This is a genomic window from Afipia sp. OHSU_II-C1 (assembly GCF_000497575.1).
Taxonomy (GTDB): domain Bacteria; phylum Pseudomonadota; class Alphaproteobacteria; order Rhizobiales; family Xanthobacteraceae; genus Afipia.
Genome location: NZ_APJI01000004.1, coordinates 245058 through 269736, shown reverse-complemented (window position 1 = coordinate 269736; position 24679 = coordinate 245058). Strand labels below are relative to the sequence as shown.

Here is a 24679-nt window from a genome sequence, read left to right as displayed (position 1 = left end):
GCTGGCCCGGTCAGCGAGTTGCGGTGGCTTCTGAGAGCATACCGAACACTGAGAAAACCAGCGGCTTCCGTTCCAGATTGAAGCTTTCTGTGTCGCGCGCGGCACTGTTGATCTTTTCCCATACCTCGGCAAGCCGTGCAAGGCGGGGCAGATTTGCGCCTGCATCGGGGGCATGCAGATGCCCTGTGAGCCAACGGTCAATGGTGTCGACGAAAGCTTTCAGTCCGACGCGATCATTCAGCGGCAACGCATCACCGAGAGCATGAAGCGCGCGCTGATCGAGCTGCGGCAGGCGATTCAGCAATTCGAGCGTGCGCTGGTGCAGCCCGAGCGATTGCCCGCCAAGCAACGTAAGCGCGCGTGCTACGCTCCCCTCAGCTGCGTCTGCTGCCTCGGCGAGTGCGGTATCGCCGCGGGTTAATCCGGCGGCCTCAGCTGCTGCTTGAATCACATCCTGCGTCGCCAGAGGCCGCAATGGGAGTTTCCGGCAACGGGACTGGATGGTGGCGAGCACACGCGCAGGAGCGTGACTAATGAGAAGAAACAGCGACCTCGCTGGCGGTTCTTCAAGAATCTTGAGCAGCGCATTGGAGGCATTGGCGTTGAGTTCGTCGACGGTGTCGACCACACAGACACGCCAGCCACCGACAGAAGCTGCGGTCGAGCCGAAGAATCCAATGGTTTCGCGCGACTCGTCAACCGTGATGACGGTTCGCATCGTGCCCTTCTCGTTCGCTGTGCGCTCCAGCGTCAGCAACCCGCCGTGACTGGCGTTCGCGACCTGGCGTGCCACCGGATGATCCTGATCAACGTACAGACTATCCGCATCCTGCACGGATCGTGCGGAGGAATCGGAATGTGCGAGCACGAACCGCGCCATGCGATAGGCCATGGTCGCCTTGCCGATGCCCTGCGCACCGCCGATCAGCCACGCATGAGGAATGCGACCGCTGCGATAGGCCGTCAGTAATGTCTGCTCGGCATCGCGATGACCGAACAGCGCCGTCGTTTCGCGCGGCGCCGGAATTGATGTCTCGGATTCAGCCGTGCGAGCACTCATGCCTTTGTGGTCTCGCGAACGGTCGCTACGGAGAACAGGTGATCGCGCAGCGCTTTCCAGACCCGCTCCGCGACAGTCTTGGGGTCGGCATCTGCGTCAACCAGCGCGCAGCGCTGCGGATCGCTTTCGGCTATCTTGCGATAGGCTTCTCGCAGCTTCTCATGGAAGCTCACGCCCTCGCCTTCGAAACGATCTGGTACAGCGGTCCCTCGCCGTTTGAGCGCGCGCTCCATCCCGACTGCAACAGGAACGTCCAGAATGATCGTGAGATCGGGCTTGAGGTTTCCGATGGTGACACGCTCCATCGCCCGGATCAGTGTCGGATCGACCTTGCCCAATTCGCCCTGATAGACGCGTGTCGAATCCGTGAACCGGTCGCACACCACCCAGAGTCCCTGCGCAAGCGCCGGCTCAATTACCTGACTGACATGATCGTCGCGCGCGGCAGCAAACAGCAAGGACTCCGTCTCGGGACCGAATGCCTTGGCCATTCCCGAAAGCAACAGGTGGCGTACGATTTCCGCGCCGGGCGACCCGCCAGGTTCGCGCGTTGTGATCGTCCGCAGTTTGGCTGCGTTGAGACGATCCGCCAGCAACTGGATTTGCGTCGATTTACCGGAACCTTCTCCGCCCTCAAAAGTGATGAAGCGGCCGCGCGGCGGCTGTCTCGGTTTGACAGCGTCACTCATGTCAAAGCTTCTCCGCGCCGGCGCGGAACAGGCCAATGACGAGTTCGCTGGCGCCGTCGAACGCGCGGCGGGTTGTCGAACCTGTCTCGATCGCTTCCGCCGCGACCAACGGACATTCCAGTGCAATGTTGCTGCCGCGCCAGACCTTGAGCGTCCCAATCCGTTGACCCGGCAGGATCGGTGCGCGCACCGGCCCTGTGTAAACAATTCGAGCAAGCAACTTGTCGTTGCCGTTCCTCTGCACCATGACCTTGATGGGCTCCGGGCTTGCCAGTTTGACGGAACGCGCGCTGCCGCCGAACACCTTTGCATAGCCGACCGTCTGATCCTTGGCGAACAGCGTCCGCGCCTCGAAATTACGGAACCCCCATTCGAGCAGCTTCTTGGCCTCGGCTGCACGATCATCGGCATCTTCAAGTCCGTTGACCACCACGATCAGCCGCATGCCGTTCTGCACCGCCGAGCCGACCATGCCGAAGCCGCCCTCCTTGGTGTAACCGGTCTTCAGTCCGTCGGCGCCTTCGAGCATCGTCAGCAGCGGATTACGGTTCTGCTGCCGGATCTTGTTCCAGGTGAATTCGCGCTCGCCGAACAGCTTGTAGTTGTCCGGATAGGTCAGGATGATGTGCCGGGCCAGCATGCCCAGTTCGCGCACGGTCATCTTGTTGCCGGGATCCGGCAGGCCGTTGGAATTTCCGAACGTCGATTTTGTCAGGCCGAGTTCGCGCGCGCGTTTGGTCATCATCGCAACGAAGTCGCGCTCGCTGCCCGCCACGCCTTCCGCCAGCGCAATGCAGGAATCGTTGCCGCTCTGGATCAGCGCACCGCGCAGAAGATCGTCGACGCTGACCTTGCTGTTGATTGCCGCGAACATGGTCGAACCGCCGGACGGCGCTCCGCCCTTTCGCCAGGCATATTCGCTGATCCGGTACTCATCGGTGGGCTTGATGTCGCCCTTCTTCAGCGCGTTGAAAACAACCTCCGCCGTCATCAGCTTCATCATGCTGGAGGGCGCGCGGAGTTCGTCGGGGTTTTTCTCGAACAGGATGCTGCCGGACTTCGCCTCGATCAGGATCGCGGTCGGCGCATCGATCTCGTACCCCTCGTCCTTTTTGGCCCCCTGCACGCTGTTGTTGGCCGCGTGGACCCCGCCGCCAAGCGCCAGACCGGCCGTCAGCAGAACGGCGACAAGCGGCCAGAACCGCCCATGTCGACGCCCGTGAGTCCGGGATGCTCTGAGAATGGCTGCCATGTTGAGATTCCTGAGGATCGCCTTGTAACAGTTGGGCTGATACCAAACAACGTGCGGCGGGCCGCTTCGGTGTCCCGGTCGCCTTCAAAATGTTGAAAAGAGGCGGAAATCCATGTCGTCATCGCAAATGATCTCAGCCAACGGCATTGAGATTTTTGTGACAGAACAGGGCTCCGGCCCGCTGGTCCTGCTGTGCCATGGATGGCCCGAACTCTCCCATTCCTGGAGGCATCAACTCCCCGCCATTGCGGCTGCCGGCTTCCATGCGGTCGCGCCAGACATGCGCGGTTTCGGGCGTACGTCTGCCCCCCTGAACATCGACGCCTATTCCATTTTCGACATGGTCGGCGACATGGTCGCGCTGGTGGCGGCCCTCGGCGAAACCAAGGCGATTATCATTGGCCATGACTGGGGCGCCCCCATCGCCTGGCATGCAGCCCTGTTCAGGCCCGACGTCTTCACAGCCGTCGGCGGATTGAGCGTCGCCCCGCCATTCAGGGGGCGCGAGCGGCCACTGGAGACGCTGGCGAAAAGTGGCGTCACCAACTTCTACTGGCAGTATTTCCAGAAGCCGGGTGACGCTGAGGCCGAGTTCGAGCGCGATGTCGATTTCACGATGCGCGCGGTGACCTTCGGTGTCGACGGCTCGCTGTTTCTGAAGGACGGGCAAGGTTTTCTGGGCGACCTGACTATTCCACGCCCCCTGCCGGCATGGGTCAGCGAGCAGGACCATGCGCATGTCGTCGAAACTTACCGTCGGACCGGGTTTCGCGGCGGCCTGAACTGGTATCGCAACATCGACCGGAACTGGGAGCTGACCGCTCCGTGGCAGGGCGCGAAAATCCATCAGCCATCGATCTTCATCGCGGGCGCCAACGATTCCGTCGTCACCGGCATTCTCGGCGGAAAGCGCGTCACAGAAATGGAACGCGTGCTGCCCAATCTGAGGCGCAAGCTGATCATCGAAGGCGCGGGCCACTGGATTCAACAGGAGCGCCCCGACGAGGTGAACGCGGCGCTGGTTGAGTTCCTAAATGGCGTGCGAAGCTGATCGCTCGGGATCCGGGCTCAGTAAAGCCCGCGACCCGACATCAGGTTAGGGCTGTTATCTCGGGATGCCGGAGCATAGGCCGCAACCGGCCTTGTCGTTGCCGGGGCTTCCTCGGCAGCTTCCTCGACCTCAGCGGGAGCGCTGCGTTCGAAGCGGCGTCCGCCAGAGCGCGCAGCACGCGAGGCAGAGACCTCCGACGAACCCGCCGCAGCAAAATCTTCCTGGGTATGGCCCAGCGTATAGGGACGCCCGGCGGGCAGCGGGACATCACCACGGGCCACTCCGCGCGAGGGCGAAGGGGTCATATCCGGAATGAAGGCACGGGCCGACGCGATACGAACGGTCGATGGTGCAGGTGCAGGCTCGCCGGTCCGCAGCGTGGCCATCAGTTGGCGATCGTCCGAACCTTCGAGAGGAGCGCGGCCGACATACTCCACCCTCACCCGGCCGATGCCGTTTTCGCGGAACTCAAGCAGCTTGGCAGCGGTATTTGAGACGTCGATCAGCCGGTTGCCATGGTATGGCCCGCGATCATTGACGCGCACGACCACCGATTTGCCGTTGGCCAGATTAGTCACGCGCGCATAGCTCGGCAGCGGCATGGTAGGATGGGCCGCGGTGAGCGAGGTCATGTCGAACACCTCGCCATTGGCCGTCAGACGGCCGTGGAAGGCATCGCCGTACCAAGAGGCCATGCCCTCAGCGCGATAATTCGGATTTTCTTCCGGAACGTAGGTCCTGCCGGCGACAACGTACGGCTTGCCGACGCGATAGGTACCTCCGCCCCTTGGGACCGGATCGCCGAAATCCACCACCCGAGGGCTGCTGGAAACGCCGTATTTCGGATCGACACGGCTGGAGAGCTTGTTTGACGAGGCGCAATTGGCGACCAGCAGACACAAGGCTCCCGCTGCCGCGATGCGCACGGCTGCCCCGCCCGATTCCCTGACGCAAATCCCCATAGAACCCCAAATAGCATCTTTCGCGGCCGCTTGCCTACCGGGCACCGCAGGCCGGAGGCTGGCACTCATACAGCGCTTACCTTAACTCATTGCTTCCATACCGGAAACGGCCCGGCACACGGCTTGGTAAACCGGAGATTGATTTTCCGGCTTTGCAACCCTCCCGCGTGGACAACCCTTGCAATCGCTCGCGCCTTCCCTCAAGAGGTGCGAACCGGAAGGGTGGCCGAGTGGTTTAAGGCACCGGTCTTGAAAACCGGCGTGCCTGCAAGGGCACCGTGGGTTCGAATCCCACCCCTTCCGCCAAAAACATCCGACAAGATATTGAATTCACTTGTCGGTTCACTTTTCCAAACTATTCATCCCCACCATTCTCCCTGCCATGACCTGATAGTCCTGGAAAGGAGGCGCGACGGCTTGCCCTCGACCACCGGTTGCGGTTGGATGCGCTTGGGTCTGGGGAGATCTTGAAATGGCTGGGTCGGAATGGACGACGCGACGCGTAAGTGTCGCGAGCTTGCACTTGGATCGAAAAAATCCACGTCTCGGACGCGAGACGACTGCACGCGCTCCACGTGAGATTATTCAATACCTTTTCGAACATGACAAAGCGCTGGAAGTTGCTGAAAGCATTGCAACAAGAGGTTTCTTTGCTAATGAACCGCTGCTTGCCGTCAACGAAGACGGTCGCTTGGTTGTCGTCGAAGGAAATCGACGGCTGGCTGCTCTCAAAGCGCTCAAAGAACCTGGGCTAATAGAGGGAGCGAAGAGCCGCCAGCTAGAGCGGCTGTCGCGGAAAATCATCGATCAACAATCGATATCAAGCGTGCCCGTTACAATCGCTCCTAACCGCAAGGCCACCGACCGACAAATTGCCGGCCGCCATATCGGCACGCCCGTACTTGCTTGGGAAGCCGAGAATCGCGCCAGCTTCATTTTGGATAAGCTAGAAGAAGGCTACGACAACGATGAACTGCGCGATCAGCTAGGATTCTCGCTCAGTGACATTCAAAGCGCTCGGCAAACACGCGCGATTGCAGACATCGCTCGTTCATTGCCCCTTGCCGAGGAAGTGAAGGCAAAGCTCGATAACCCGAGAGCAAAGATATTCACGACACTCGGCCGAGTTGTCGACTCCACCGTTGGCAGAGATGCTTTAAAAATCGAAAAAGATCCCGATCACGGATTGCGCGGAACGACGGACAAGGCAGAATTTGTAAAGGCATTCACTAAACTTGTTAGCGACGTCGCTCTTGGCAAGGAATCTTCAAGAACGCTGAATAATAGCGACGATATAAAGAAGTACTTTGATGGATGGGACTCAAAAGACAGGCCTTCGAAGAAGAAGGGATCATTTGTCCCCGCGGACATCATCAAGGGCAGGTCGATCGCGTCGCCCGCGAAGGCGGCAACTACTTCAGCACCAAAAAAATCGAAACAAGAAACTAAGACTGTTCTACCCCGTGATCTCGCGGTGCGCGTTCGCAACGATCGTCTAATTGATATTCGTCGCGAACTAACAAAACTCAAACGCGATGAATTTCCAAACGCTGGCGCCGTTCTTCTAAGAGTGTTCTTCGAGCTATCCGCGCTCGACTATCTCGAAAGAACTGGCGAGCTTGCGAAAATTGTAGCCCAGCTCGAAACGAGAGGGCGCTTGCCATATGGCGTTCCGACGATGAAGCAGCTAGTTCCTGCACTAACAAAAATCGCCAAAGCAAAGCTGTCTGCCTCAGACAGCAATAAAGTCGAGAAAGCGATTAGGTATGATGCGGCGGCTCCCTTCAGCTTGAGCGAACTTCATGCATTTATCCACCAAAAGACGGACCTACCGGGCGCTCGTGATATTTGGCAATTCTGGCTACGCACCGAACCGCTGTTCCGCCTTATGCTCGAGGACGACGAGGCAGTCGAAAAATGAAAATTGCGAGTCCACTTCGATATCCCGGAGGCAAATCCGCTATGTCCGGGCTGCTACAACAAATAAGGCGTCTAAACGATCTCGGTGATCTAGCTATCGCAGAACCCTTTGCGGGCGGCGCTGGCGCATCCCTTTCGTTGTTATATCTGGAAGAAGCACCCGCCGTTCACATCAACGATGCGGATCCAGCGATCCACGATTTTTGGTGGTCGCTAACCAATCAGTCTAAGCAATTCTCGGAAATGATATCGGCGAAGCGGATCAGCATGGCCGAGTGGCGCCGCCAGCGTGAAGTTTACAAATCTCGCGGCCGCGTGGCGCGATTGAAACGGGGTTTTTCAGCGTTTTATCTCAATCGTTGCAATCGATCTGGAATTATTATGAATGGCGGTCCTATCGGTGGGGTTAATCAAACTGGTGATTGGCTGCTAGACGCTCGATTCAATAAGGATGATCTGATCGCGAGATGCCAAAAGGTCGCCGAATATCGTGACAGAATTCACGTTTCGGGGGACGACGGTGTCGAATTTATCAGCAAACAGGATCCAACGAGTGTGATGTGCTTCATCGATCCTCCCTATTTTGTCAAAGGAAAGACGCTGTACCTAAATGCGTTGGACGAAACGTATCACAAGGGACTGGGCGAGCAACTCCGCGGAATGAAGGATGCTGCATGGATACTCACCTACGACGACTGTCCCGAGATCCGAAAGATTTACAAAGGCTGGGCGACAATTAGACCTTTTAGCTTGCGCTATGCCGCGGCAGAACGACGAAGTGGAAAGGAAATTCTCATTGCGCCGAAGTGGATGAAGTTGCCATCCGCTCAATCATCAGCAGCCATTGCTTGGTGATGATCGACGGTTGAAGCGATCGGTATTCCCTCCACGACGCTCCTGCGCGAGGTCGTGACCGTCTTAGCTTGAGCTTCGATAGCCGACCTAATGCATCTTCGAATCCGGAGGCGGGTTCTCGGGATCGTAGCCGAGCCGTTCCAGCACGATGAAGGATCGGGTTAATGCGGTATCGAGCATTTCCGCGAGACCTCTAAGGTGTTCTTTGGTCTCTACCCAACCATCGAGCATATCGGGAACAATCCCCTCTTTAACAACCCCGCTCATGAATCTTTCGAGGGATTTGTCGTCATGGTTTAGCGCCAACAGCGCTAAACGGACACGCGGTAAAAATGCCAAGGACCAGTCTTCATTGGTCCAGCTGAATTTTGGACGAATAGCCGCGAACGTCATTGCGCTTCGTTGTTCTGCAGTCGCGGCCTGGCCGCGCGATCTAGTCCTGTGCGCCATGTTCCTCTCCATAAGCTCAATCTTAGCGTTGATGTTCGTCCTGCTACGTTCCATCCCGCGACCTGCGGTACGATCAGCGACCTTCCGCAACCACATCTAGGACTATTTACCTGCGCCCTCGCCTGCGCTTGAATGCTGCTCATGAGCATCCTGTCGTTCTGCCGGCGGACCAAATCGCGCTTCAGCGACGACAAAGCCGTGGACAGCTTTGAGCGCGTCGTTGAGCAGACCAGAATTCTGTCCGACGAACGCACCCACGAACTCGCCAGCCTGATCGTGCGGGACGATCCAACGCCGGCAGAGGTGGCCCGGATTGGAAAGCTGCTTGGTGCTCCGTAATGAGTTCGAAGTCCCGGGAATATCTGTTTGGCAGCAGTATCCGCGCAGCGGCCGAGCGCGCGGCGGAGGCGCGGCTAAAAGCCGATCGGCTGGCATGCGAGGCTTGGACATTACGAATGCTCGGCTATCACGGACCAGCGCAGCCCTCCCCGACGCTCGGTGACGCCCTGAACGCGGGCTACCGCTACCTCGAGGTGAAGTGCCTCGGCTGCGAGACGCACAGCACCGTCGACCTGACAATCGTTCGCCGGCCAAAGACCGCTCCTATCCACGAACTCGAGCGGTGGATGAAGTGCCAGGATTGCTCGAAGGTCCGCGGCTACCCATACAAGCGAAGCCACCTTGTGGCACTCCGCGCCACCAAAATCTCAGCCAGCGACCCGCCGTCGCATGGCTATCCCGGAGAACGTTGATGTGCGGACGCGCTCGACCTGCCGATGATTGGTCTGAGATTAAGATCGCCCTGAAGTTTGATCAGGCGGCCCGGACCCGATCTTCCCCCTAACGGCCCCCGTAGACTTTTGTTACGATACGTCGGCTCGGGGGATTTTGATGACAGCTCTTTTTGCATGGACGTGCGCTGCTGTGGCTGCTCTTGCCACCTTAGGAGCGGCTTATTTTTTTGATCGAAGCGCTGAGGAAAGCATCGAGAAGGTTCGTCGTGACGCGGAGATAAAAACCGCATCACTCGAACACGCCACCGAACAACTTCGCGAAAGCAACAAGAAGCTCGACATCGACCAAGAGCGTCTTAAGGAGCAGAATCTCAAACTGTCGATCGAGCTTGAAAAAGCAAGGACTGCGCACCGCGAATTGGAAGCCAAGTTATCTTCGCGATCTCTTGAGCAATCTCAAAAGGAGGCAATCATCGATTCTTTACGAGGACGAAATCGAATTGGTGTGAAAGTTGTTAGACTTGGCGATCGAGAGGCAAATGACTTTGCCACCTCCCTCATCTCAACTTTTCAAGCTGCTGGGATAGATGTCGTTATTCAGGATACGGGAATGATGGCGCCACCCGTATATGGACTCCGCATCTCTCCCGGAGCTGGATTCGATCCCTTGGTCGAAGCCTTAACCGCGGGGAATATTCAGTTTCAACTTGGCGGGCTTGCCAGCGATAGAGCCACTGTTATCGTCGGCCTGAAACCACCTCAGCTTTGATCAAATTTGCCGCGCAACGAGGAGTAAATGAGACCTGATCATATGCCCATCACCGAAGGGGAGTTGGAGCGGGCTCTCATCCTACGTGCATACTTCATAGAACAAGACGGCCCAGTTTACGTGCCCCTGTTCGAAAAGCTCGAGAAAGAGTTGGCGGATAAACGCCGCGACAAAGCAGTTTTAAATCGCGCGCGCAAGTTGCGCGAGACCTATACGATCGAAGCAAAGACGCCTATCCCGGAACCTTATGTCAAATAAGATTGTCTCTCACGAAATTCGATTTCGCGTTGATCCAGGCGATATTCCTGCAGAGAAAGCAGCCCGCCGACTTCATATTTCGCTAGTCCGCTTCAACGAACTGCTGCCAAACTTGCTCAAGCGTGGGTTTCCTGCCGCCGATCCGGATACTGGAAACTTCGACCTAGATGCGATCGATCAGTGGCGCAGACTTAGAAATCCGCACCTCTTCAGCTTAGCTCCGGCTGAGAAAGCTGAAGAGCCGGCAGGTGACCGAGGCCTAAGCCTTGGAGACAGATTTGTAGCAAGGAAGGCGGCGGCCGATGCTGCGCGCCAGGCACAACACGGGCGACCGAAAAAACCGCCCGGCCCTGTTTTCAAAAAGTAAAGCCGCCGCCACGTCGCGTAGCGACGGCCAACTCTTCTTAACCGCGCTTCTTATCAAATTCCGCCTGCGCACGTTTTTCGCGACGGAGGTGCCCTCGTACATCTATGCCCAGCGCTTCCATCATAGGGAGCGCGCGGGACGACGGCGGCGATTTCTCCCAGCCTTTATAGCCATCGAACAATGGCGCGTGGAAATGAGTCGCCGCACTGTTCACCGGTGACCAGCGACCCGAAGGCTCGTAACCGGGTTCAAGCTCTTTGCAGAGCAACCGATGCTCCATGAATAGCCATTCGCAATAGGCCCTCATCGCTTCGCGCTTCAATTCCGCCGATATCACCGGCGATTCTTGATTCGGTCGCGCTTGGCTGACGGTACTTGTTAGGGTAGGTTTGTTTGCAGCTTTAGCCATGGGTTATCTCCAGTGGTTGAAGTTAGAGCCGAGGCGAAGTTACAGCTTCCCCTCGGCTCGAATTAATTGTACACGTTAATTCATGGCAAAACAATTAAAAACTGTACACAAGAAATCTCGAGGGCGCCCGGCCGGTGTGAGGTATGGCGAAACCATCCCTGCGCGCTTTGAGCGGGGCACGCTCGCCGCTCTCGATGCATGGGCAGAGCGTCACGAGATATCGCGCTCAGAAGCTATCCGCAGACTGGTTGAGATCGGATTGAAAGCGAAGCCCCGATGAGTGTTGACTACGGAATTCCGGCAAGCCAAGTCGTTGGTTTTTTCTTGACAATTGTTGTGGCCTACTTCTCTGCGCGTTGGGGTGGCGCTGAGAGCAGAAAACAATTTAAGTTTAAATCCGATACCGACCGGAAGCTTGCCGCCGCAGAACTCATTCCACTCTTGATGAAGTTTGCAAATGAATGCGATGAGAAGAAAGGTAATCTCTCGACTTTCATCAGCTCGCAGGGCCACGACGGAAAAGATGAACCGATGAGAGGTCTGACATTAGACCCCAAGATCAGGGCAGCTGCGGCTCAACTAGGTTCAGAGGTATCTCAACGAGCTATAAAGCTTGAAGTGACCAAAGATCGTGCGGAAGCGTACGTTACGGACGCAGGTGGATACATAGACCGCGAAGATCTCGACCAGAGCATATTAAGCTATCTCGCATTGCTATCTCTCAAAGCGCGTTATCTGGTCGACTTAGCTGCGGCCAAGGCCGGGATGTCCGCAACTCATCCACAGGATGAAATGGACCAATTGCTAAAGGAAGCGCAAAAACGCAGCTTCGAAATCGACTCGGGTGATGAGAACAAGTGGCACTGACTCTACGTCATGCCTCGCGTCGGATCCAATCCATAACGCGTTTGAAGAGCTTCGTTGATCGGGCCTTCGCCAGAACTGATAGCACCCGACACAGTTGATTCCACCATCCGTTTAATCGTGATTTCCATCGTCGCGCCGCCAGTCCCATTCTGTCGAGGCGGACTTTTCTCAACCGACATTCCGGGTGGCGCATTAACGACCACATTGAAGACGGGCGTACCACCGCGGTTGGCCATCAAGCCAAGGGCCTTCATCTGGCCCGCGGTGAACACGCCTTCACCGTCCTGCAAGATCGCTTGGCGCTCGCCCGGACCAATGCCGGTGTGAAACCGCGGCGCATCGTTCCAATGAGCCGGATGCATGTTGCGCGCGGCACCCTCGAGTCCGACGATACCCCCGCTGTGAAACGTCGGGAACGCCATGCCACCTGTGCCGGCGCCGAGGCCAGTTGATATACTTGGGCCGCCACCGGCGAACAGGCTGCCTAGATCGAAACCGCCGCCAGCGAAGCCGCCTAGCGCGGCCTGCAGAGACTTCGCGATCGGGGCGACAATCATCATCTTGATGACCATTTCCTCCAGAGAGCGGATGACCGTAGCGCTCAAATCGCGGAAGGCGTCGCCGCCCGATTTTGCGCCGCTCGCTATTTCAGTCAGCGAGGTGGTGAAATTATTCATTGCACCGACTGAGAACTGATCGAATTGCTTGTCGAGCCGTCCAGCCTCGAGTGCGAATGACGTCAGGCCTGGCAGGTTCGAACGGGCAACGGCTGCGGCGTCGGCGCCGTCTCGCAACCGCTTCGAGATCACGGACCAGGCAGCCGCATAGTCCTCGGCGTTCCGGATTGTCCCGTCCGCGATCAGCGTTTGAATCTCGCGACCGGCATTGGCCGATTGTCGCGCCGGATTATAGATGCCGTATTGAGAAGCGCGCTGCAGCTTCGCCGACTCTGCTTCGAACCGAGCGGCTTCCTTTAGCGCGGCCTCCTGTTGTCGTGTGATGTTGACGCCGGCGAGGCGAGCCAGGTTGATCTGAATCTCCTTCGCCCGTACCGATTCCTGAATGGTAGCGGCCTGGCCTAGCAGTGTTATGCGCTGTTGCTCTAGTCCGAGCGCGTTCTTCAGGATAGCGGGATCTACGGGCTTGGGAGCACCGGCTTCACCTCGGGCTCGAGCTGCTCCGGTTCGGTCATAGAACTCGCTGAAGTCGGTAGCGGGGCCGAATTTTTCTCCGTATCCGGTTTTCATGAGATTCTGACCGACGTTCACACCGACCGCGAGTAATCCCTTTGTGCCAAAGTCGCTCAGCCGGGACGCCCAGTCATAGGCGTCAACGAATGCAGAGCGCAGACCAGTCGAGAGGTTCTTGGTCGCCTTGTTCCAGGCCTCATCAAATTGACGGGCCTTCGCGATCATTTTGTCATCCGCCGCCGCGCCAAATTTCGTGGCTTCTGCGATCGCAGCCCGGAGACCATCACTTCCCTGCCCCAAGTAGCGCACCCACTCCTCTGAAGCCGGAAGACCCATCTGCTGCAGGAGGTTGAGCTTGGCTTGGTCACCCGGCATTGACTTGATGAGATCCGCGGAGCGAAGCAAATAGTCCTGAAATGATCTCGCGCTGAGGCCGTTCGCGCGAAACATCTCGGCCAATCCGCCCACGTTGTTTTGGGCTTGATAGACCTGGCCGCTGAAAGCTTTCATTGCATTGAAGAATGCCGGCTGTTCGATGCCTTTAAACGATGCCGCTGACTCGAGCTCGTGCAATTCGCGAACCGTCACGTTGGCCTGGCGAGCCACGGCATCGAACTGGAGTTCGCTTTTCTTCCAGCTTTCATACATCGCATATCCAGCAATACCGAGCACGCCGGTGACACCCACCAGAAGGCGAGCGGGAGTGATCACCGAGGCGATGCTGGCTCCGACCGACTTGAGCGCTCCGGTGACGCCACCGTTGGCTCCAGACAAGATCTGGTAAACTTGGCCGCCCTGCGTCGCGATGATCTGAAACGGGCTTGAGCCGCTGGCCAACATCGTCGCGACGTCGTTGACCTGGTAGCCGAGATTGCGCATCTCAAAAGCGGCGAGCCCGGTTGCAACGCTTGTCCCGCGCATGCTGACGACTTGTTCCGCAAAGGACGTCTTGAGGCGTGCAATCGCCGCGGCACGTTCGCTCGCTGTCAGAGCGGTCCGCGCTTCGACCGAATTCAGTTCCTTGAGCGAGCCGAGATAACCCTGCTGCGCCGCAAACAGCGGCGAATACTTTGACCGAAGGGCATCCAGGGATGCGCTCAGCGCCTGAATGTCCGCCGCGCGCGCCGCGCTGTTGTCGTTCGCGCCAATTCCAAACGAAGCGTTTATTCGGGCTTGGACTTGCTGCGCTTGAACAAGCTGGCGGGTCGCCCGTTCTACATCGGCAACGAATCCCGCCTGAGCGGCGAGACGGCTGTTTAGCCCTTCGACTGTTGAGGCGATCGAGACGAAACCCCGCTCGGCCAGCTTCGCCGCATCCGCCGTCATCCCAAATTTCTGATAGGCGCCGGTCAAAAGCGCCTCTGCCCGGTCCAGCCCCATGCCGCGGTCGACGGCATTTCCGATCTTTTGAATGGTGGCCTCGAACTTCTGGCCGGATCCGTAGCCCTCGAGGAGCGCCTTGCTGACGGCCTGCATTCCAGGAATGGCTTTGACCAGCGCGGCATCGGCCTGCGCAAGCGCAGCGTTGCGCGCCTTATCGGCGGCAATCATCTGCTGGTCCGCGGAGACCTTCTGAGAGGCCCCGCGGACATAGCCGGCGGCATCAAAGTCGCTGCTAACACGGAGCGAAGAGAGCGCTACCGTCATGAGTATAATCCTCCGCTCGAAGCGGTTCCTGTTGCGTTGCCTGGAAAGTAATTTGCGCCGCCGCCCCCTGTGTAGATTTGGGAGTTAGTGGTCACCCAGTATCGAGGACCCGTAACGGTGCCGCCAGAGTACGTGTTGGCGCTGGAATAGATAAGCGAAAGATCATCAGCTCTCGCGAAGCCAGATCCGAATGCTAGTGTGCCGCTGATCGTGATCGTTGCGATCTGGAAGCGGATGCGACCGCCGATCAGTGAGTAAAGATGTGAAGGCGCAGATCCCGTGATACTGTAGTTGACAAAGCTGGTGATCGTACCACCCTGCATCGCTTGCACATGGGCGGAGCCGCACGCACCGAAGTCCATTTTTCCGGTGACATTGCATTGCGCGCCCAATTCAACGGTCAACCCCCCGCCGACAGCAGCCTTTAGTTTGAAGCCTTCGATACTGAAGGCTGCATAATTGCTGGCGTACACGGCGTTGCCGGGCTCATCAATTACGACGTTGCTCGGCGTGGTGACGTCGCCACGTAGGATGATTTTTCCGGCACCGACTTGGGCTGACGTGATCGATACACCCGCTCCGTATGTGCCAGCACCAACCTGAATCACCACATCGAAGCCGCCAAGGTCCAAGGCTCCATAGACGACATTGATCGCCTTTTGGATCGTAAGAAACGCGCCACCGGCGGTGTTAGCAAGACCGTCGTTGGTGTCGTTACCGTCTGTTCGTACGTAGTAGGTCCGATTGGCGGTGAGCTTTCCTCGCCCTGGTGCCGAGTTCTTCTGAATCGATACAACGCGCCAGTTGCCATTCGCGTCACTCTCGCACTCCCACACGTCGCCATTTTCAGTCGTTAAACTGGCGCCGCCGGGAAGGATCAATGACGAACGAATTAGGGCAACCGAGCGCAGTTCGGTCCTGGAGAGCCGCCTCATGCCGCACCCCACTCTTGATGAAGCGGCCAGCGCTTGGGAACGGTTTGAACGATGTTATCCCGCGTTACCGTAGTGACCAGGCAAAGGCCACCAATCTGATTAGGAAATTGGTGGTTTAGAAACTTTCGTTGGAATTCGATCATAGTAGGGCCCTCCGCAAGGGGATCGAGCGACGCCGGTGACTTCCCTTTCCAGCTTTGGAAGATTGTTGCCGCAATTCCGGGATCGCACGGCTGTAGCAGGACATCTCCGGCCGGTGAATTTTCTGAGTACCGTTGCACACCACGTCGCCGCTTGTGATTCACAGCGAAGTAGAAATCAGAGCCCGACGTTTCAGATATGCCCGCAACGTAGATTTCGTAGTCAGGGTGCGTGTGCGTTATCATCTGCCTGGGATACATTGCCTCGCAATGGTGCATGATCTGGCCGATGTTGCGCTTTACCTCATCGTAGCTGTCTGCTTGACATGCCTCAGCAGCGATCATCAGGCCTGCACCAACTGTCCCAGAGCAAGCGATAACCGTCCGAAGGTGCGGCAAGGGAATTACTTTGCTAACGATGAAGCCGTCTGACGTAAGCCCATCCGTGATCATGTGCACGCGATCAGCTTGTTTGATGATGTTAATAGCTGTCATTGGTGCCTCCCTTGATTTCAGTGCCGGCGACTGGCTGACCGCCAACCAACCGCCGGCTAGGCGGCCTCCCGGTGTCCCTCGGGAAGCCGCTATTGAAGCGAGCAGCCGCGGCGCTCCGGACCAGGTTCTCATAACGGGAGCGCAACGCGTGGCCTGAGATGATCTTGGCGAGCAACCTCTGATCATCTGAAGCGCCCAGCGAATCCATGAAGAGATCCGATGGGCCATGGATAAAGATACGTTCAAGGGCAAATAAATTCTCTTCCGTCGCGTCCGCGCCGAAATCCCTGAACGCGACCTTACCGAACCGTTCACCGGCTCGGCGACATGCATCGAGAATTGGGTCGGAGATACTCATCTCAAGGACAACTCCTCCAGCCGGAGCCGTCTGGCCCGCGCTTGTCGCTTTCGCTGCTCGTCCGTGAGATCGGCGGGATCTCGCGTGAGCCGGGCAATAGTGGCCTGGCGAGGCGACGACGATCCGTTCAGAATTTGATTCAGTGCTCGATCTGCGGTCTCAATTCGATCGATCATGTTGGCTGCAAGCGCGTCGCGACTGGATAAACAGCGTCCGCCCCCGAACTGAGAGCGGACAACGCTAGCGGTTGTATTTCGTCCGCGCGCAACGGCTCCGACGAAGTCGGCATAAATGTTGTCGACATCGGTCTGGAGAAACTGCTTCGCGGCAGCGCTCAGTGGCTCCAGCGGATTCGCCTCAGTCTTGAACGGGCCGGCCGAAATGAAGGTTGGCTTAAGTCCCATATCGGCCAACATTTGCGACTGATCGATATGCAGGTAGAACACACCAACGCTTCCGATATCCGCGGACGGAATAGCGACGATTTCGCTACACTGACTTGCCAGCCAATATCCGGCGGAAGCGCAAAGCGGATTTACTATCGCAACGATCCCTTTCCGCGATCGTGCCGCGTAAATGGCGTCCGCAGCCTCTTTCGTGCCCGTGACGGCGCCGCCTGGCGTGTTCACATCTAAAACGATAGCGTTCACCGAGGGGTCGCTAGCCAACTCGGTAACGGTCCTTGCTAATTTTTGCGTGGAAAACATATACGGCCACATCTCAAGGTCGTACGTAGCCGTGCCTCTGACTGAAACAATGGCCGCTACCTTCCCCTTGCCATGCGCGGCTGGAACGATGTTTGTTCGATGGGACGCTAGAGGCTGCTGTGAGTCCGATGATAGTGCCGCCAATCTGGCGTCGGGGATCGCGTTGCCACGAGCAAGGTGCATGACGATGCTTAAGAGCTCCGGTGACTCCCGCCCGTCAAACGCCACCACCTCGCCATGCAGCTTCCGCAGGCCGCGGCGCAGGGTGTCGAAGTCCGACCCTTTCCCAATGGCGAGATGCTCAAACATCAGTTTCGCGCCTCCAGCGTTACGAAAGGCGAGACGGTCTCCGCCGAGTTTTTGACTGTGACAGGAGATGTCCAGGCTGGCGCCCCGTCGACCCGCGCCGCAACTCGGAATGCGGTTTCATCAGCCACGAAACGGACGTGGATACTGGAAAGGATGCCAGTCCCCGCCTCGCACTCAACCACCACGTACTCAGCGAGATCAGCCAGAATGATATCGCCGATCTCTCCTAACGACGATGTTGCCTCGGTCAGCACGATTGGAAAATCCAATAGCGTCCGCTCGCCCTCACTGTTCGTGCTGAGGATTGAGCCGTCGGTCTCCCACATGGAAAGGATTTCAGCGAAGGCGTCGTTACCCATGAGCCAACATGCCGTCGGAAATGACCCGGGCCAAAGCCGTTTTACCATTGCCTTCAGATTGTCGAAGCTGATCGTGCCGGCGGCCTGTGCAGCGTCCTTCTCGACGGTAATCAGCGCGGGCGCGTTCAAGAGGCCCAGCGGCTGGCCAACCCCGGATCCGGCGACGATGGAATCTTCGACGTCGAAAGCGAGCTCACGGGATGTGACCCGAGTGAACCACGCGTCAAGCGCGACTGTGTCTCCGAGCAATTCGTCGGTGACGTTGATCACGCCGCCGAGCTTTTTTGCGCGGAACTTCACCAGTCCGAAGGACGGCTTTGACTGAGGGAACGGTTCGCCTTGATCGAGCCAGGCGAGGTTCAAGCCGCCAAAGCGCGATCCGTCAGCTCGCGAACGTTCATCAACAGCCGGAATGTTCAGGTCACCGTGCTTCGTTGATACCGGTTGCTTGGTGCAGCGCCTGAGGATCTGTCCAACAGCGTCGACACGCTCCCAAATCGATGATGCGTGCTCAACGGGAATCAGAAACCCGCCACTGACACCGGTTACGCCGCCAAGCCCAGCGACGGCTTGCATGGCTAACCGTCGGTCAGGACCATCCTCCAGGTTGCGGGCGAACGCCGCAGTTGCGCCGAGCATACGGCCCAGTGACGGAAATTCTTCGCGATAGTTCACGGCAGTATCCTCATTTCTCGCAGGCGCCGCGCCCACGACGCGGCTGAACTATTCCAGACATCTAGACGGGATTGTCGCAACTCAGCGGTGACATCGGGCAGTAGCGCGGAAGTCGGTTCAGGTGCAGATGAGGCAAACTCAGCGCGAATTGCGTCCGCTGCGGCAATTGCGCGCGTCAATGTTTCCAGCGCCGCGGCAATGTCCTGGGTGGCGGCAAGGTGCGCCGGCTGCAGCCTCTCGCCTATTCTCGTGGACTCTGCTTGTACGGCTATTTGAAACCGATCGCGTTCATCGGCAACGACGGCATGAAAGTCCTCGAGCTCGCCCTCCGCCTTTTCAATCAGAGCCGCCAAGCCGCGCCGTGGCGGACCATCCGGAAAAGCCGCTGCGATCGCAGCGCGCATGTGTGCGAGCCGAGGACCTTTCCTTTCGAAATCGGAGGCGGCTTCAAACGCAACAACAGTGCGGAGGGCCTTAAGATAGCTTTCCATTGCGGCGAGTTTCGCCTTCACCGGGAGCCAGCGCGCTTTGGCGCTCTCGAATTCGGCGACAGGTTGATTCTTGGTCGCGGTTGCAAGCATCACGTCACCACCATGGATGTTGACCTTTACCGATCAGCCTCGCGACGGCGGGCCTACGTGATGGTCAGACTCTGGATCGATGATTCGCTGGGGCATTCAAACGATGATGATGCCCCACAAGGATGTGCTTCCGAATGTGCTCGGCAGAGGGTACCCCGCCCAACTTCATCAACTCGAACAGAACTACGGTTCTGGTACCGGCAATATCTGACGGGACCCCTGCCTTAAATCGATCAACGCGCCATCGCGTTGTCTCGTAGGCGATGATCTCCTCCACCAGATGCTTTGCCGCCCCGCGCGCGCTTTTGTTCGAGTGCCATTCCGCGCAATATTCGCGGATGGTGGTATCTCGCCGCTTCAGCCATCGCCATTTTTCTCGCTCGGCACCGATCCCATTGACGATCTCAACACATCGCGCGCGCTCTTCGGCGGAGAGCTCAGCTATCTCAGCAACGATACGGGCAACGGGATCGTCCGCGATCATGAGGCGCCCTCGCCCGCAGGTGCGCGCCTGGCCGCGCTGGCACAACCGCGGGAGCAGAACGTTTGCACGTGGCCGGCGCGCCGTTCGGCACCGCTGGGATTGCGGGCGATGAAGGTGGCGGAGCACTGCGGACAGGTTCGCTTCCGGCGGCGGTCCGCGTTTGCCCTCCGGCCCTCGTCGCCGCGACGCTTACCGCGGATATGTCCACAGGTCGTCCCGCAGCAAACAGTTTTTCGGAGCGGCGTTTCAAACGGGTCGCCGCACTCGGCGCAAATCTTTGCAAACAGGCGCGGAAGGTAAACCGGTGCAATCGTACGCCGGCATACATTGGAGCACGTGGTGGGCACCGGTCCGCGCGTACCTTGAGCCACAAAGTTCCCGCCGCAAACTCTGCAATTGCCGGCTCTGGGTTTACCCAATCCGGAATTCTCGATTTCCATCAAAATTGGTCCCGGGGGTTTTTCGGTCATTTTGCGATTTTCGGCCAAAATTTTCGGCCGCCCCAAAAAAAATGTGCGAATGCGGACCCAAGCGGTGTGAACCCCTTCGGTCTTTCGGAAACGATGGCCCCCCGGGGGTCACTGTGCCGCGCCGTGCTCGAACTGTGTCGATCGCTACGCGCGTGATGTGCGATCTCATTGCGCTGCAGGCCTTTCCGCGCAGCCGGACCGTGCGCGGACCTTGTCGGCTCTGTGCCGGCAGACCCCGTAATTTTACCTAAGCGATTGAAATTGCTTGCTACGGTTTCAACCCAATCCTTTTGCGGGTTGAGCGAACAGCCGAAAATGATCCAACGAACGCTCGGCCGACAAAATCGACGTTGGGAAGTGGGCCAGACTGGGTATCGCGACCAGAGTGAGATGAGTCGAACCGACTCATTGGCTGATCCGCAGGATGTCCCTCTACAGGGAAGATATAATAGGCAGTTACAGCATGTGTAACTTGGCAAGAATGGCAGTTCTTGCTGCTTTTCTGCGGTTCTCCTAGTTCCCCTTTTGTAACCAAGAAGTTCCAAAACCGTCACTGGAAATTGCGCAAAACGACACTGGGAAAATTCCTTCATGCCGCCCTCCGATCGGCGGCACGACGGGCGAGGTGTTCAGCACGAACAGCTGCCTTGTCCGCTCGTTCCCTCCGCAATCGCTCGACTGCATTAGAAATCCGAATCCGCGCCTCCTCCTCTGTTTTGATTGCCTTCCACTCGTTTGTGGGCGTCATGCCGTCCGGGGTTCCGAGCCATGTCAGTCGGTACTTCGAGGGAGCTTTGCGTGATCCGTACGAGCGTACACCGCGCGTCGGATCCACGATCCCGAGCGCTTCAGCCTCGATGATGGCGTCCAGTATCTTTCCGCGGCGCATCCCACGGGATTGGAGCATGTCGTAAGGAGCTTTTAGGTTTCCATTTTCCAGTCCACCATGATCAGCGTGCTCCGCCATGAGGCCATCTATAAGCTTTCTGCATTGATCGGACATTGCGAGCCAAGCGGGGCTGATTAGAAGGTCACGTGGGACTGGGACGCAGAATCCCACGCCTTGTGGTAGACCCAAGGCGCGGCGCATCCGTTTTCCTGCGATAGCACCGGTAGCGCGCCCTCGATTATCGCGCTTGAAATCGACGGTCATGCAGCACCGCCTGGCGTGATGACCAAACGCCAGAGCGAGGCTCTGATAGCCCCCTCCAGACACTTAGATTCGCGAGTGATTAAATCTTCTCCGATGCCTTTTCGACGCATCGCAGCAGCTTGCACTTCGATTTGATGAGCGATGTACCTTTCGCCGGCGTCGCTGTTCAACTGAGCGGCGCGTTGCGCCTGTCGGTCGATAAAGGCTTGCCTCCGGAACACGGGGAATGGAATGACAGTTGCCATCACGCTGCTCCGCTATTGCGTGCGGCCCATCCCTCCGGATCCTTGGACCATTCCAAGACAGCGGCGCGGTCGTAGGCAATCTTGCGCGCTGATAGTTTCAATCGCTTTGGAAACAGTCCTAATTTCTCACGACGCCAGCGCGTGATACCGGACAACCGCGAAATCGCGTCTACTTCTTCGGGAAGCAGGAATGGAGATTCAGCTTGCTTGATGTCGGACATCGATCACCCTCTCAAATAGGTGATCGATGGTGATCACCTTTGCAAAACGGATTCCGGCTTAAGCCGAAATCGCCTTGCTCTGAGTGGTCTCGCCCGTTCGTTTAGGGAAAGCTGATTGACTCTTAGGGTCAATTAAGAGTCGGCTTGAAACTCCCTGACGTCAAGAGAACGTTTAGGGGTTCCTAACGGAAATCGTAAATCTATGCCATGCCGGACTTTCGACAGGGTTTCGTTAGGTTCGCGAAGAAACTGCTCCCACGCGATCATGAGTCCGCGTCGCTTTTCTAAGGCATCGCCTCGGCGATAGGCCCGCTCGCTGTCATCACCCACCAGATGGCTCAACGCAGCTTCGGCGACTTCTCGGGCGAAGTCTGTCGTGTCGCCGGCCCAGTCCCGGAAACTGCTTCGGAAGCCATGCGGCGTGTATTCGCTGGCGCCCAATGTAAACATCGGCTTGGCCAGCGAGGAGTCCGCCAAAGCCTGCTTCTTCAGGCCCGGGAAGATCAGCTCACACTGCCGTTTCCCGGCGAGCCGGGCGACGAGATCTAAAATCTCGAGTGCGCGCTGGGTCAGAGGCACCCGGTGCTCGCGCCCCTCCTTCATTCTTGCCGGCGGGACAATCCAGAGGCCGCCTGGCCGGTCGATTTCAGTCCAGAGCGCCCCACGGGCCTCCCCGGAACGGGCGGCGCATAGGATCGTGAACTCCAGAGCCAAGTTAGAAATTGTCGGGACAGATCTGAGCCTTGCGACAAACTCTGGAACCTGGCTGTAAGGCATGGCCGCATGGTGGCCGCGGGTAAGCTTAGCCCGCTTGGGCAAGATTTGATCGAGATGGCCTTTCCAGCGAGCCGGATTCTCGCCGCTGCGGTGGCCTTGGGCGCGTGCCGAGTCTAGGACGCGTTCAATCCTACCCCTCACCCGGGAAGCGGTCTCTGGCTTCGTCTGCCAGAGCGGGCGCAGGATCCGCAGGACGTCGGCAGTCTGCACCTGGTCGACCCGGGTTTCTCGGACCGACGCGGCGTAGACCAGCATCGTCATTTCCCATTGGGCGCGATGCTTTGGATTTTTCCAGCTCGGCTTCATGGTCTCGATCAGTTCATCGGCGGCGTCTCCGAAGGTTGGGACGGCCTGCTCGGCTCGTTTGGCCTCGAGGGGACTCCGGCCCTCCGCGAGTAGCCGGCGGGCCGCAGTGGCCTTTTCACGGGCCATGCTGAGCGGCACGTCGCGGGCCGGACCGAGTCCCATCTCGATCTTCCGGCTACGTGGACCGCGGTACAGAAATACCCAGCTACGCGCACCGGCCGGGCTCACCGTGAGGTACAGATTGCCTCCGTCAGCATGACGGCCGGGTGGCAGCTTTTGGGTCAGCACATTGCTTGGAAGTTTGTTCAGTGTTCGCGCCATTGTATCCCCACCACTGTCCCTACCAATCGCGTGAAATTTCACGAAATAGTAGGAGGCGATTTGGGGAATCCTGACAAGCCTAGTGCGCGGGAAAGCCTTTGTTTTGTTGGCCTATGAAACGCTCTGACAAGAAAAGAAAATATAAGTGAGAAGCTCACCCCTTCCGCCAGACTTCGAATGGAATGCCGGGCCCGCGCCGCAGGTATCACGCCGGCAGCGGCACTCCGGGTTGCTTGTCGAACCTGTGCGCCAGCCAGGACGAAATTGTCGCCGGAATAAAACCGACCAGTCCGTAGAGCAGATAATGCTTGAGGCCCGTCTCGCTCCCGAGCGTGCCATAGAGAACTGCCGTTGCGCAAAATGCGACGATGCCGGTCAGAAGCATCCGAAGGACCGGACTGATTCTCCGGACGTGGAAGAGAATGTCGTCGACGGCACCGATCATCAGCGCCGGGATGATCCCGAACAGGTAGTTGTAGGGAATGGTCATCAGCAGGACCTTGAACAGTTTCTTCACGACATCGTCCCCATCCCAGTAGCCTTCGGGCGTTCCAAGAACGAGAAGGAAAAAGCCCGCTACCAGCGGCCCTATGGCTGCAAAGATGATGTATCGCTTCATTCGGTCCCTCGCCCTGCCCGGCTTCCACGCACTCAGATTTGTTGCGGGCAGTTGGCTCATAAGAAAACGAGAAAAGAAACCGCGCAAGCTTTAGGTACCGGCTCGGCTCCTCCAGCCTCGCGGGGCCGCGTGTTCTCGATAACGACTGATCGACCTGTCCGTGCGAACGGAATTCAAAGGAAAAACACGATCCCGGCGCGACCGTTTTCGTACTGCCCGTCCCATCCTGAACCGATGCGCAATCGGCCGCTTACCGTGCTCCCTTGAGGGTGCATGACGTGGAGCATGTAGTCTTCACACCCGCACTACAGGCCAGGCAAACCGCCGTGCATTGCTCAAGGTTCTTGGGATCATAGGGGCTGTAGAGTTTTGTTGCACATGCGAGAGACACTTCAGGCTGCGCCGGTTTGGGTCCTAGCGATTGCAATGCAAGGAAAACCAGAACCAGCAGACCGACACCAATAGCCATAAACGATGCCACGCCGCGGACAACGCGTGACCGCTCGTGTCTCTCAGCCTTGGTCGTGCCGCCAATATGATTGCCGGTCACCGGGGCTCCTCCAGCCAACCAACGCGCCGGGCGTCATGCGGGTTCCATGCCCGGACGGTCCGTAAAATTGCCCGGCAGCCTATCGTTTTCCGAAGCTCAACGCCGGGACTATTTGGTTAACCGAAGATTAAAACTCCCTCCCGGCATTCGCGCTTTGATTCAAATTTTCCGAAACTTTCGGCCGCTAAGAATACGCTTCGATCATGGAGCGAGGCCGATGGCTGTTTTCAGAAAAGATTCCCGCAAACCCCGACACACCACGCGTCACGACGCCTGGATGCTGCTCGACGGCGGCTTTGCGAAGCGCAATTGCACGGTCCTGGATCTGTCGTCGGGCGGCGCGCGCATCGAACTCATCGATACCGGACCGATCGGAAACAACCTCAGCCTGGCGTTGACCGGCGACGTGCGAAAAGTGACGCATTGCCGGCTCATCTGGCGCAAGGACACGATTATCGGCGTGGAGTTCAAAGGCCGCACCTGATGTGCGCGCC

29 protein-coding genes and 1 tRNA gene are annotated in these 24679 nt (G+C 58.0%); 11 read left to right on the top strand and 19 right to left on the bottom strand.

Features of this window, described 5'->3' with window-relative positions; translation table 11 throughout:
- Positions 1–10 precede the first annotated feature (10 nt).
- Genes I554_RS0103345 through I554_RS0103335 form a run of 3 tightly spaced genes read right to left on the bottom strand, consistent with a single transcriptional unit; the run spans position 11 to position 3001 of the window.
- Complete coding sequence (locus tag I554_RS0103345; RefSeq protein WP_024577944.1) at positions 11–1060, bottom strand: DNA polymerase III subunit delta'; 1050 nt, start codon at positions 1058–1060, stop codon at positions 11–13.
- Positions 1057–1749, bottom strand: coding sequence for a dTMP kinase (tmk, locus tag I554_RS0103340; RefSeq protein ID WP_024577945.1), 693 nt, complete (start codon positions 1747–1749; stop codon positions 1057–1059). Before tmk ends, I554_RS0103345 begins: the two co-directional genes overlap by 4 nt.
- 1 nt (position 1750) lies before the next feature.
- The gene (locus tag I554_RS0103335) at positions 1751–3001 is read right to left on the bottom strand and encodes a D-alanyl-D-alanine carboxypeptidase family protein (protein WP_024577946.1); all 1251 of its coding nucleotides are present in this window, start codon (positions 2999–3001) and stop codon (positions 1751–1753) included.
- A gap of 112 nt (positions 3002–3113) precedes the next feature.
- Between I554_RS0103335 and I554_RS0103330 the strand changes: the two genes are divergently transcribed.
- Positions 3114–4052, top strand: coding sequence for an alpha/beta hydrolase (locus I554_RS0103330; protein ID WP_024577947.1), 939 nt, complete (start codon positions 3114–3116; stop codon positions 4050–4052).
- Positions 4053–4069: 17 nt separating this feature from the next.
- Here the strand turns inward: I554_RS0103330 and I554_RS0103325 are convergent, their stop codons facing one another.
- Positions 4070–5014 (bottom strand): septal ring lytic transglycosylase RlpA family protein, encoded by a 945-nt coding sequence (locus I554_RS0103325; protein ID WP_024577948.1) that lies wholly within the window; start codon positions 5012–5014, stop codon positions 4070–4072.
- Between the two features lie 216 nt (positions 5015–5230).
- Here I554_RS0103325 and I554_RS0103320 point away from each other — a divergent pair.
- From I554_RS0103320 to I554_RS0103310, 3 genes are all read left to right on the top strand, one after another.
- Positions 5231–5320: transfer RNA gene (locus I554_RS0103320), tRNA-Ser, on the top strand.
- A gap of 217 nt (positions 5321–5537) precedes the next feature.
- Positions 5538–6935 (top strand): hypothetical protein, encoded by a 1398-nt coding sequence (locus I554_RS0103315; RefSeq protein WP_152527603.1) that lies wholly within the window; start codon positions 5538–5540, stop codon positions 6933–6935.
- Complete coding sequence (locus I554_RS0103310) at positions 6932–7789, top strand: DNA adenine methylase (RefSeq protein ID WP_024577950.1); 858 nt, start codon at positions 6932–6934, stop codon at positions 7787–7789. The genes I554_RS0103315 and I554_RS0103310 overlap by 4 nt, the downstream gene beginning before the upstream one ends.
- A gap of 87 nt (positions 7790–7876) precedes the next feature.
- Here I554_RS0103310 and I554_RS0103305 read toward each other — a convergent pair whose 3' ends face one another.
- The gene (locus I554_RS0103305) at positions 7877–8239 is read right to left on the bottom strand and encodes a hypothetical protein (RefSeq protein WP_152527604.1); all 363 of its coding nucleotides are present in this window, start codon (positions 8237–8239) and stop codon (positions 7877–7879) included.
- Between the two features lie 141 nt (positions 8240–8380).
- Between I554_RS0103305 and I554_RS0103300 the strand changes: the two genes are divergently transcribed.
- From I554_RS0103300 to I554_RS26755, 5 genes are all read left to right on the top strand, one after another.
- A complete protein-coding gene (locus I554_RS0103300; RefSeq protein ID WP_244432705.1) occupies positions 8381–8578 on the top strand; it encodes a hypothetical protein in 198 nt (65 codons plus the stop codon).
- Positions 8578–8991 carry a hypothetical protein gene (locus I554_RS0103295; protein WP_024577953.1) on the top strand — a complete coding sequence of 138 codons (414 nt, stop codon included), beginning with the start codon at positions 8578–8580 and terminating at the stop codon, positions 8989–8991. The genes I554_RS0103300 and I554_RS0103295 overlap by 1 nt, the downstream gene beginning before the upstream one ends.
- A gap of 139 nt (positions 8992–9130) precedes the next feature.
- Positions 9131–9742 (top strand): hypothetical protein, encoded by a 612-nt coding sequence (locus I554_RS0103290; protein WP_024577954.1) that lies wholly within the window; start codon positions 9131–9133, stop codon positions 9740–9742.
- 42 nt (positions 9743–9784) lie between these two features.
- Complete coding sequence (locus I554_RS0103285; RefSeq protein ID WP_029659567.1) at positions 9785–10000, top strand: hypothetical protein; 216 nt, start codon at positions 9785–9787, stop codon at positions 9998–10000.
- Positions 9990–10367, top strand: a complete 378-nt coding sequence (locus I554_RS26755) for a hypothetical protein (protein WP_152527605.1) — start codon at positions 9990–9992, stop codon at positions 10365–10367. Before I554_RS0103285 ends, I554_RS26755 begins: the two co-directional genes overlap by 11 nt.
- A 37-nt stretch (positions 10368–10404) precedes the next feature.
- Here I554_RS26755 and I554_RS26750 read toward each other — a convergent pair whose 3' ends face one another.
- Positions 10405–10776, bottom strand: coding sequence for a hypothetical protein (locus I554_RS26750; RefSeq protein ID WP_152527606.1), 372 nt, complete (start codon positions 10774–10776; stop codon positions 10405–10407).
- A gap of 276 nt (positions 10777–11052) precedes the next feature.
- Between I554_RS26750 and I554_RS0103275 the strand changes: the two genes are divergently transcribed.
- Positions 11053–11643: a hypothetical protein gene (locus tag I554_RS0103275; protein WP_024577957.1), complete on the top strand. Its 591-nt coding sequence runs from the start codon at positions 11053–11055 to the stop codon at positions 11641–11643.
- A gap of 2 nt (positions 11644–11645) precedes the next feature.
- Here I554_RS0103275 and I554_RS0103270 read toward each other — a convergent pair whose 3' ends face one another.
- The 13 genes from I554_RS0103270 to I554_RS0103210 form a co-directional block, all read right to left on the bottom strand.
- Positions 11646–14480, bottom strand: coding sequence for a phage tail length tape measure family protein (locus I554_RS0103270; RefSeq protein WP_024577958.1), 2835 nt, complete (start codon positions 14478–14480; stop codon positions 11646–11648).
- Entirely contained in the window at positions 14477–15415 is a 939-nt protein-coding gene (locus tag I554_RS0103265) for a hypothetical protein (protein WP_024577959.1), read from the bottom strand. Before I554_RS0103265 ends, I554_RS0103270 begins: the two co-directional genes overlap by 4 nt.
- Complete coding sequence (locus I554_RS0103260; RefSeq protein ID WP_024577960.1) at positions 15412–16050, bottom strand: hypothetical protein; 639 nt, start codon at positions 16048–16050, stop codon at positions 15412–15414. The genes I554_RS0103265 and I554_RS0103260 overlap by 4 nt, the downstream gene beginning before the upstream one ends.
- Positions 16037–16408, bottom strand: coding sequence for a hypothetical protein (locus I554_RS0103255; RefSeq protein WP_024577961.1), 372 nt, complete (start codon positions 16406–16408; stop codon positions 16037–16039). Before I554_RS0103255 ends, I554_RS0103260 begins: the two co-directional genes overlap by 14 nt.
- Positions 16405–17424 carry a S49 family peptidase gene (locus I554_RS25925; RefSeq protein WP_024577962.1) on the bottom strand — a complete coding sequence of 340 codons (1020 nt, stop codon included), beginning with the start codon at positions 17422–17424 and terminating at the stop codon, positions 16405–16407. Before I554_RS25925 ends, I554_RS0103255 begins: the two co-directional genes overlap by 4 nt.
- Entirely contained in the window at positions 17424–18458 is a 1035-nt protein-coding gene (locus I554_RS0103245) for a phage major capsid protein (RefSeq protein ID WP_024577963.1), read from the bottom strand. Before I554_RS0103245 ends, I554_RS25925 begins: the two co-directional genes overlap by 1 nt.
- Entirely contained in the window at positions 18455–19039 is a 585-nt protein-coding gene (locus tag I554_RS0103240; RefSeq protein WP_024577964.1) for a hypothetical protein, read from the bottom strand. The genes I554_RS0103245 and I554_RS0103240 overlap by 4 nt, the downstream gene beginning before the upstream one ends.
- Positions 19040–19103: 64 nt before the next feature.
- A complete protein-coding gene (locus I554_RS26740) occupies positions 19104–19523 on the bottom strand; it encodes a hypothetical protein (protein WP_034473815.1) in 420 nt (139 codons plus the stop codon).
- A 1059-nt stretch (positions 19524–20582) separates the two neighbouring features.
- Complete coding sequence (locus I554_RS0103230) at positions 20583–21146, bottom strand: hypothetical protein (RefSeq protein WP_024577966.1); 564 nt, start codon at positions 21144–21146, stop codon at positions 20583–20585.
- On the bottom strand, positions 21143–21391 hold the full coding sequence (locus I554_RS0103225; protein WP_051373174.1) for a DUF6074 family protein: 249 nt from the start codon (positions 21389–21391) through the stop codon (positions 21143–21145). Before I554_RS0103225 ends, I554_RS0103230 begins: the two co-directional genes overlap by 4 nt.
- Complete coding sequence (locus I554_RS0103220; RefSeq protein WP_024577968.1) at positions 21391–21612, bottom strand: AlpA family phage regulatory protein; 222 nt, start codon at positions 21610–21612, stop codon at positions 21391–21393. Before I554_RS0103220 ends, I554_RS0103225 begins: the two co-directional genes overlap by 1 nt.
- Before the next feature lie 132 nt (positions 21613–21744).
- Entirely contained in the window at positions 21745–23016 is a 1272-nt protein-coding gene (locus tag I554_RS0103215; protein ID WP_024577969.1) for a site-specific integrase, read from the bottom strand.
- A 205-nt stretch (positions 23017–23221) separates the two neighbouring features.
- Positions 23222–23635 carry a DUF5413 family protein gene (locus tag I554_RS0103210; protein WP_024577970.1) on the bottom strand — a complete coding sequence of 138 codons (414 nt, stop codon included), beginning with the start codon at positions 23633–23635 and terminating at the stop codon, positions 23222–23224.
- 596 nt (positions 23636–24231) lie between these two features.
- Between I554_RS0103210 and I554_RS27765 the strand changes: the two genes are divergently transcribed.
- Positions 24232–24669 (top strand): PilZ domain-containing protein, encoded by a 438-nt coding sequence (locus I554_RS27765; RefSeq protein WP_343205867.1) that lies wholly within the window; start codon positions 24232–24234, stop codon positions 24667–24669.
- Positions 24670–24679: the final 10 nt, after the last annotated feature.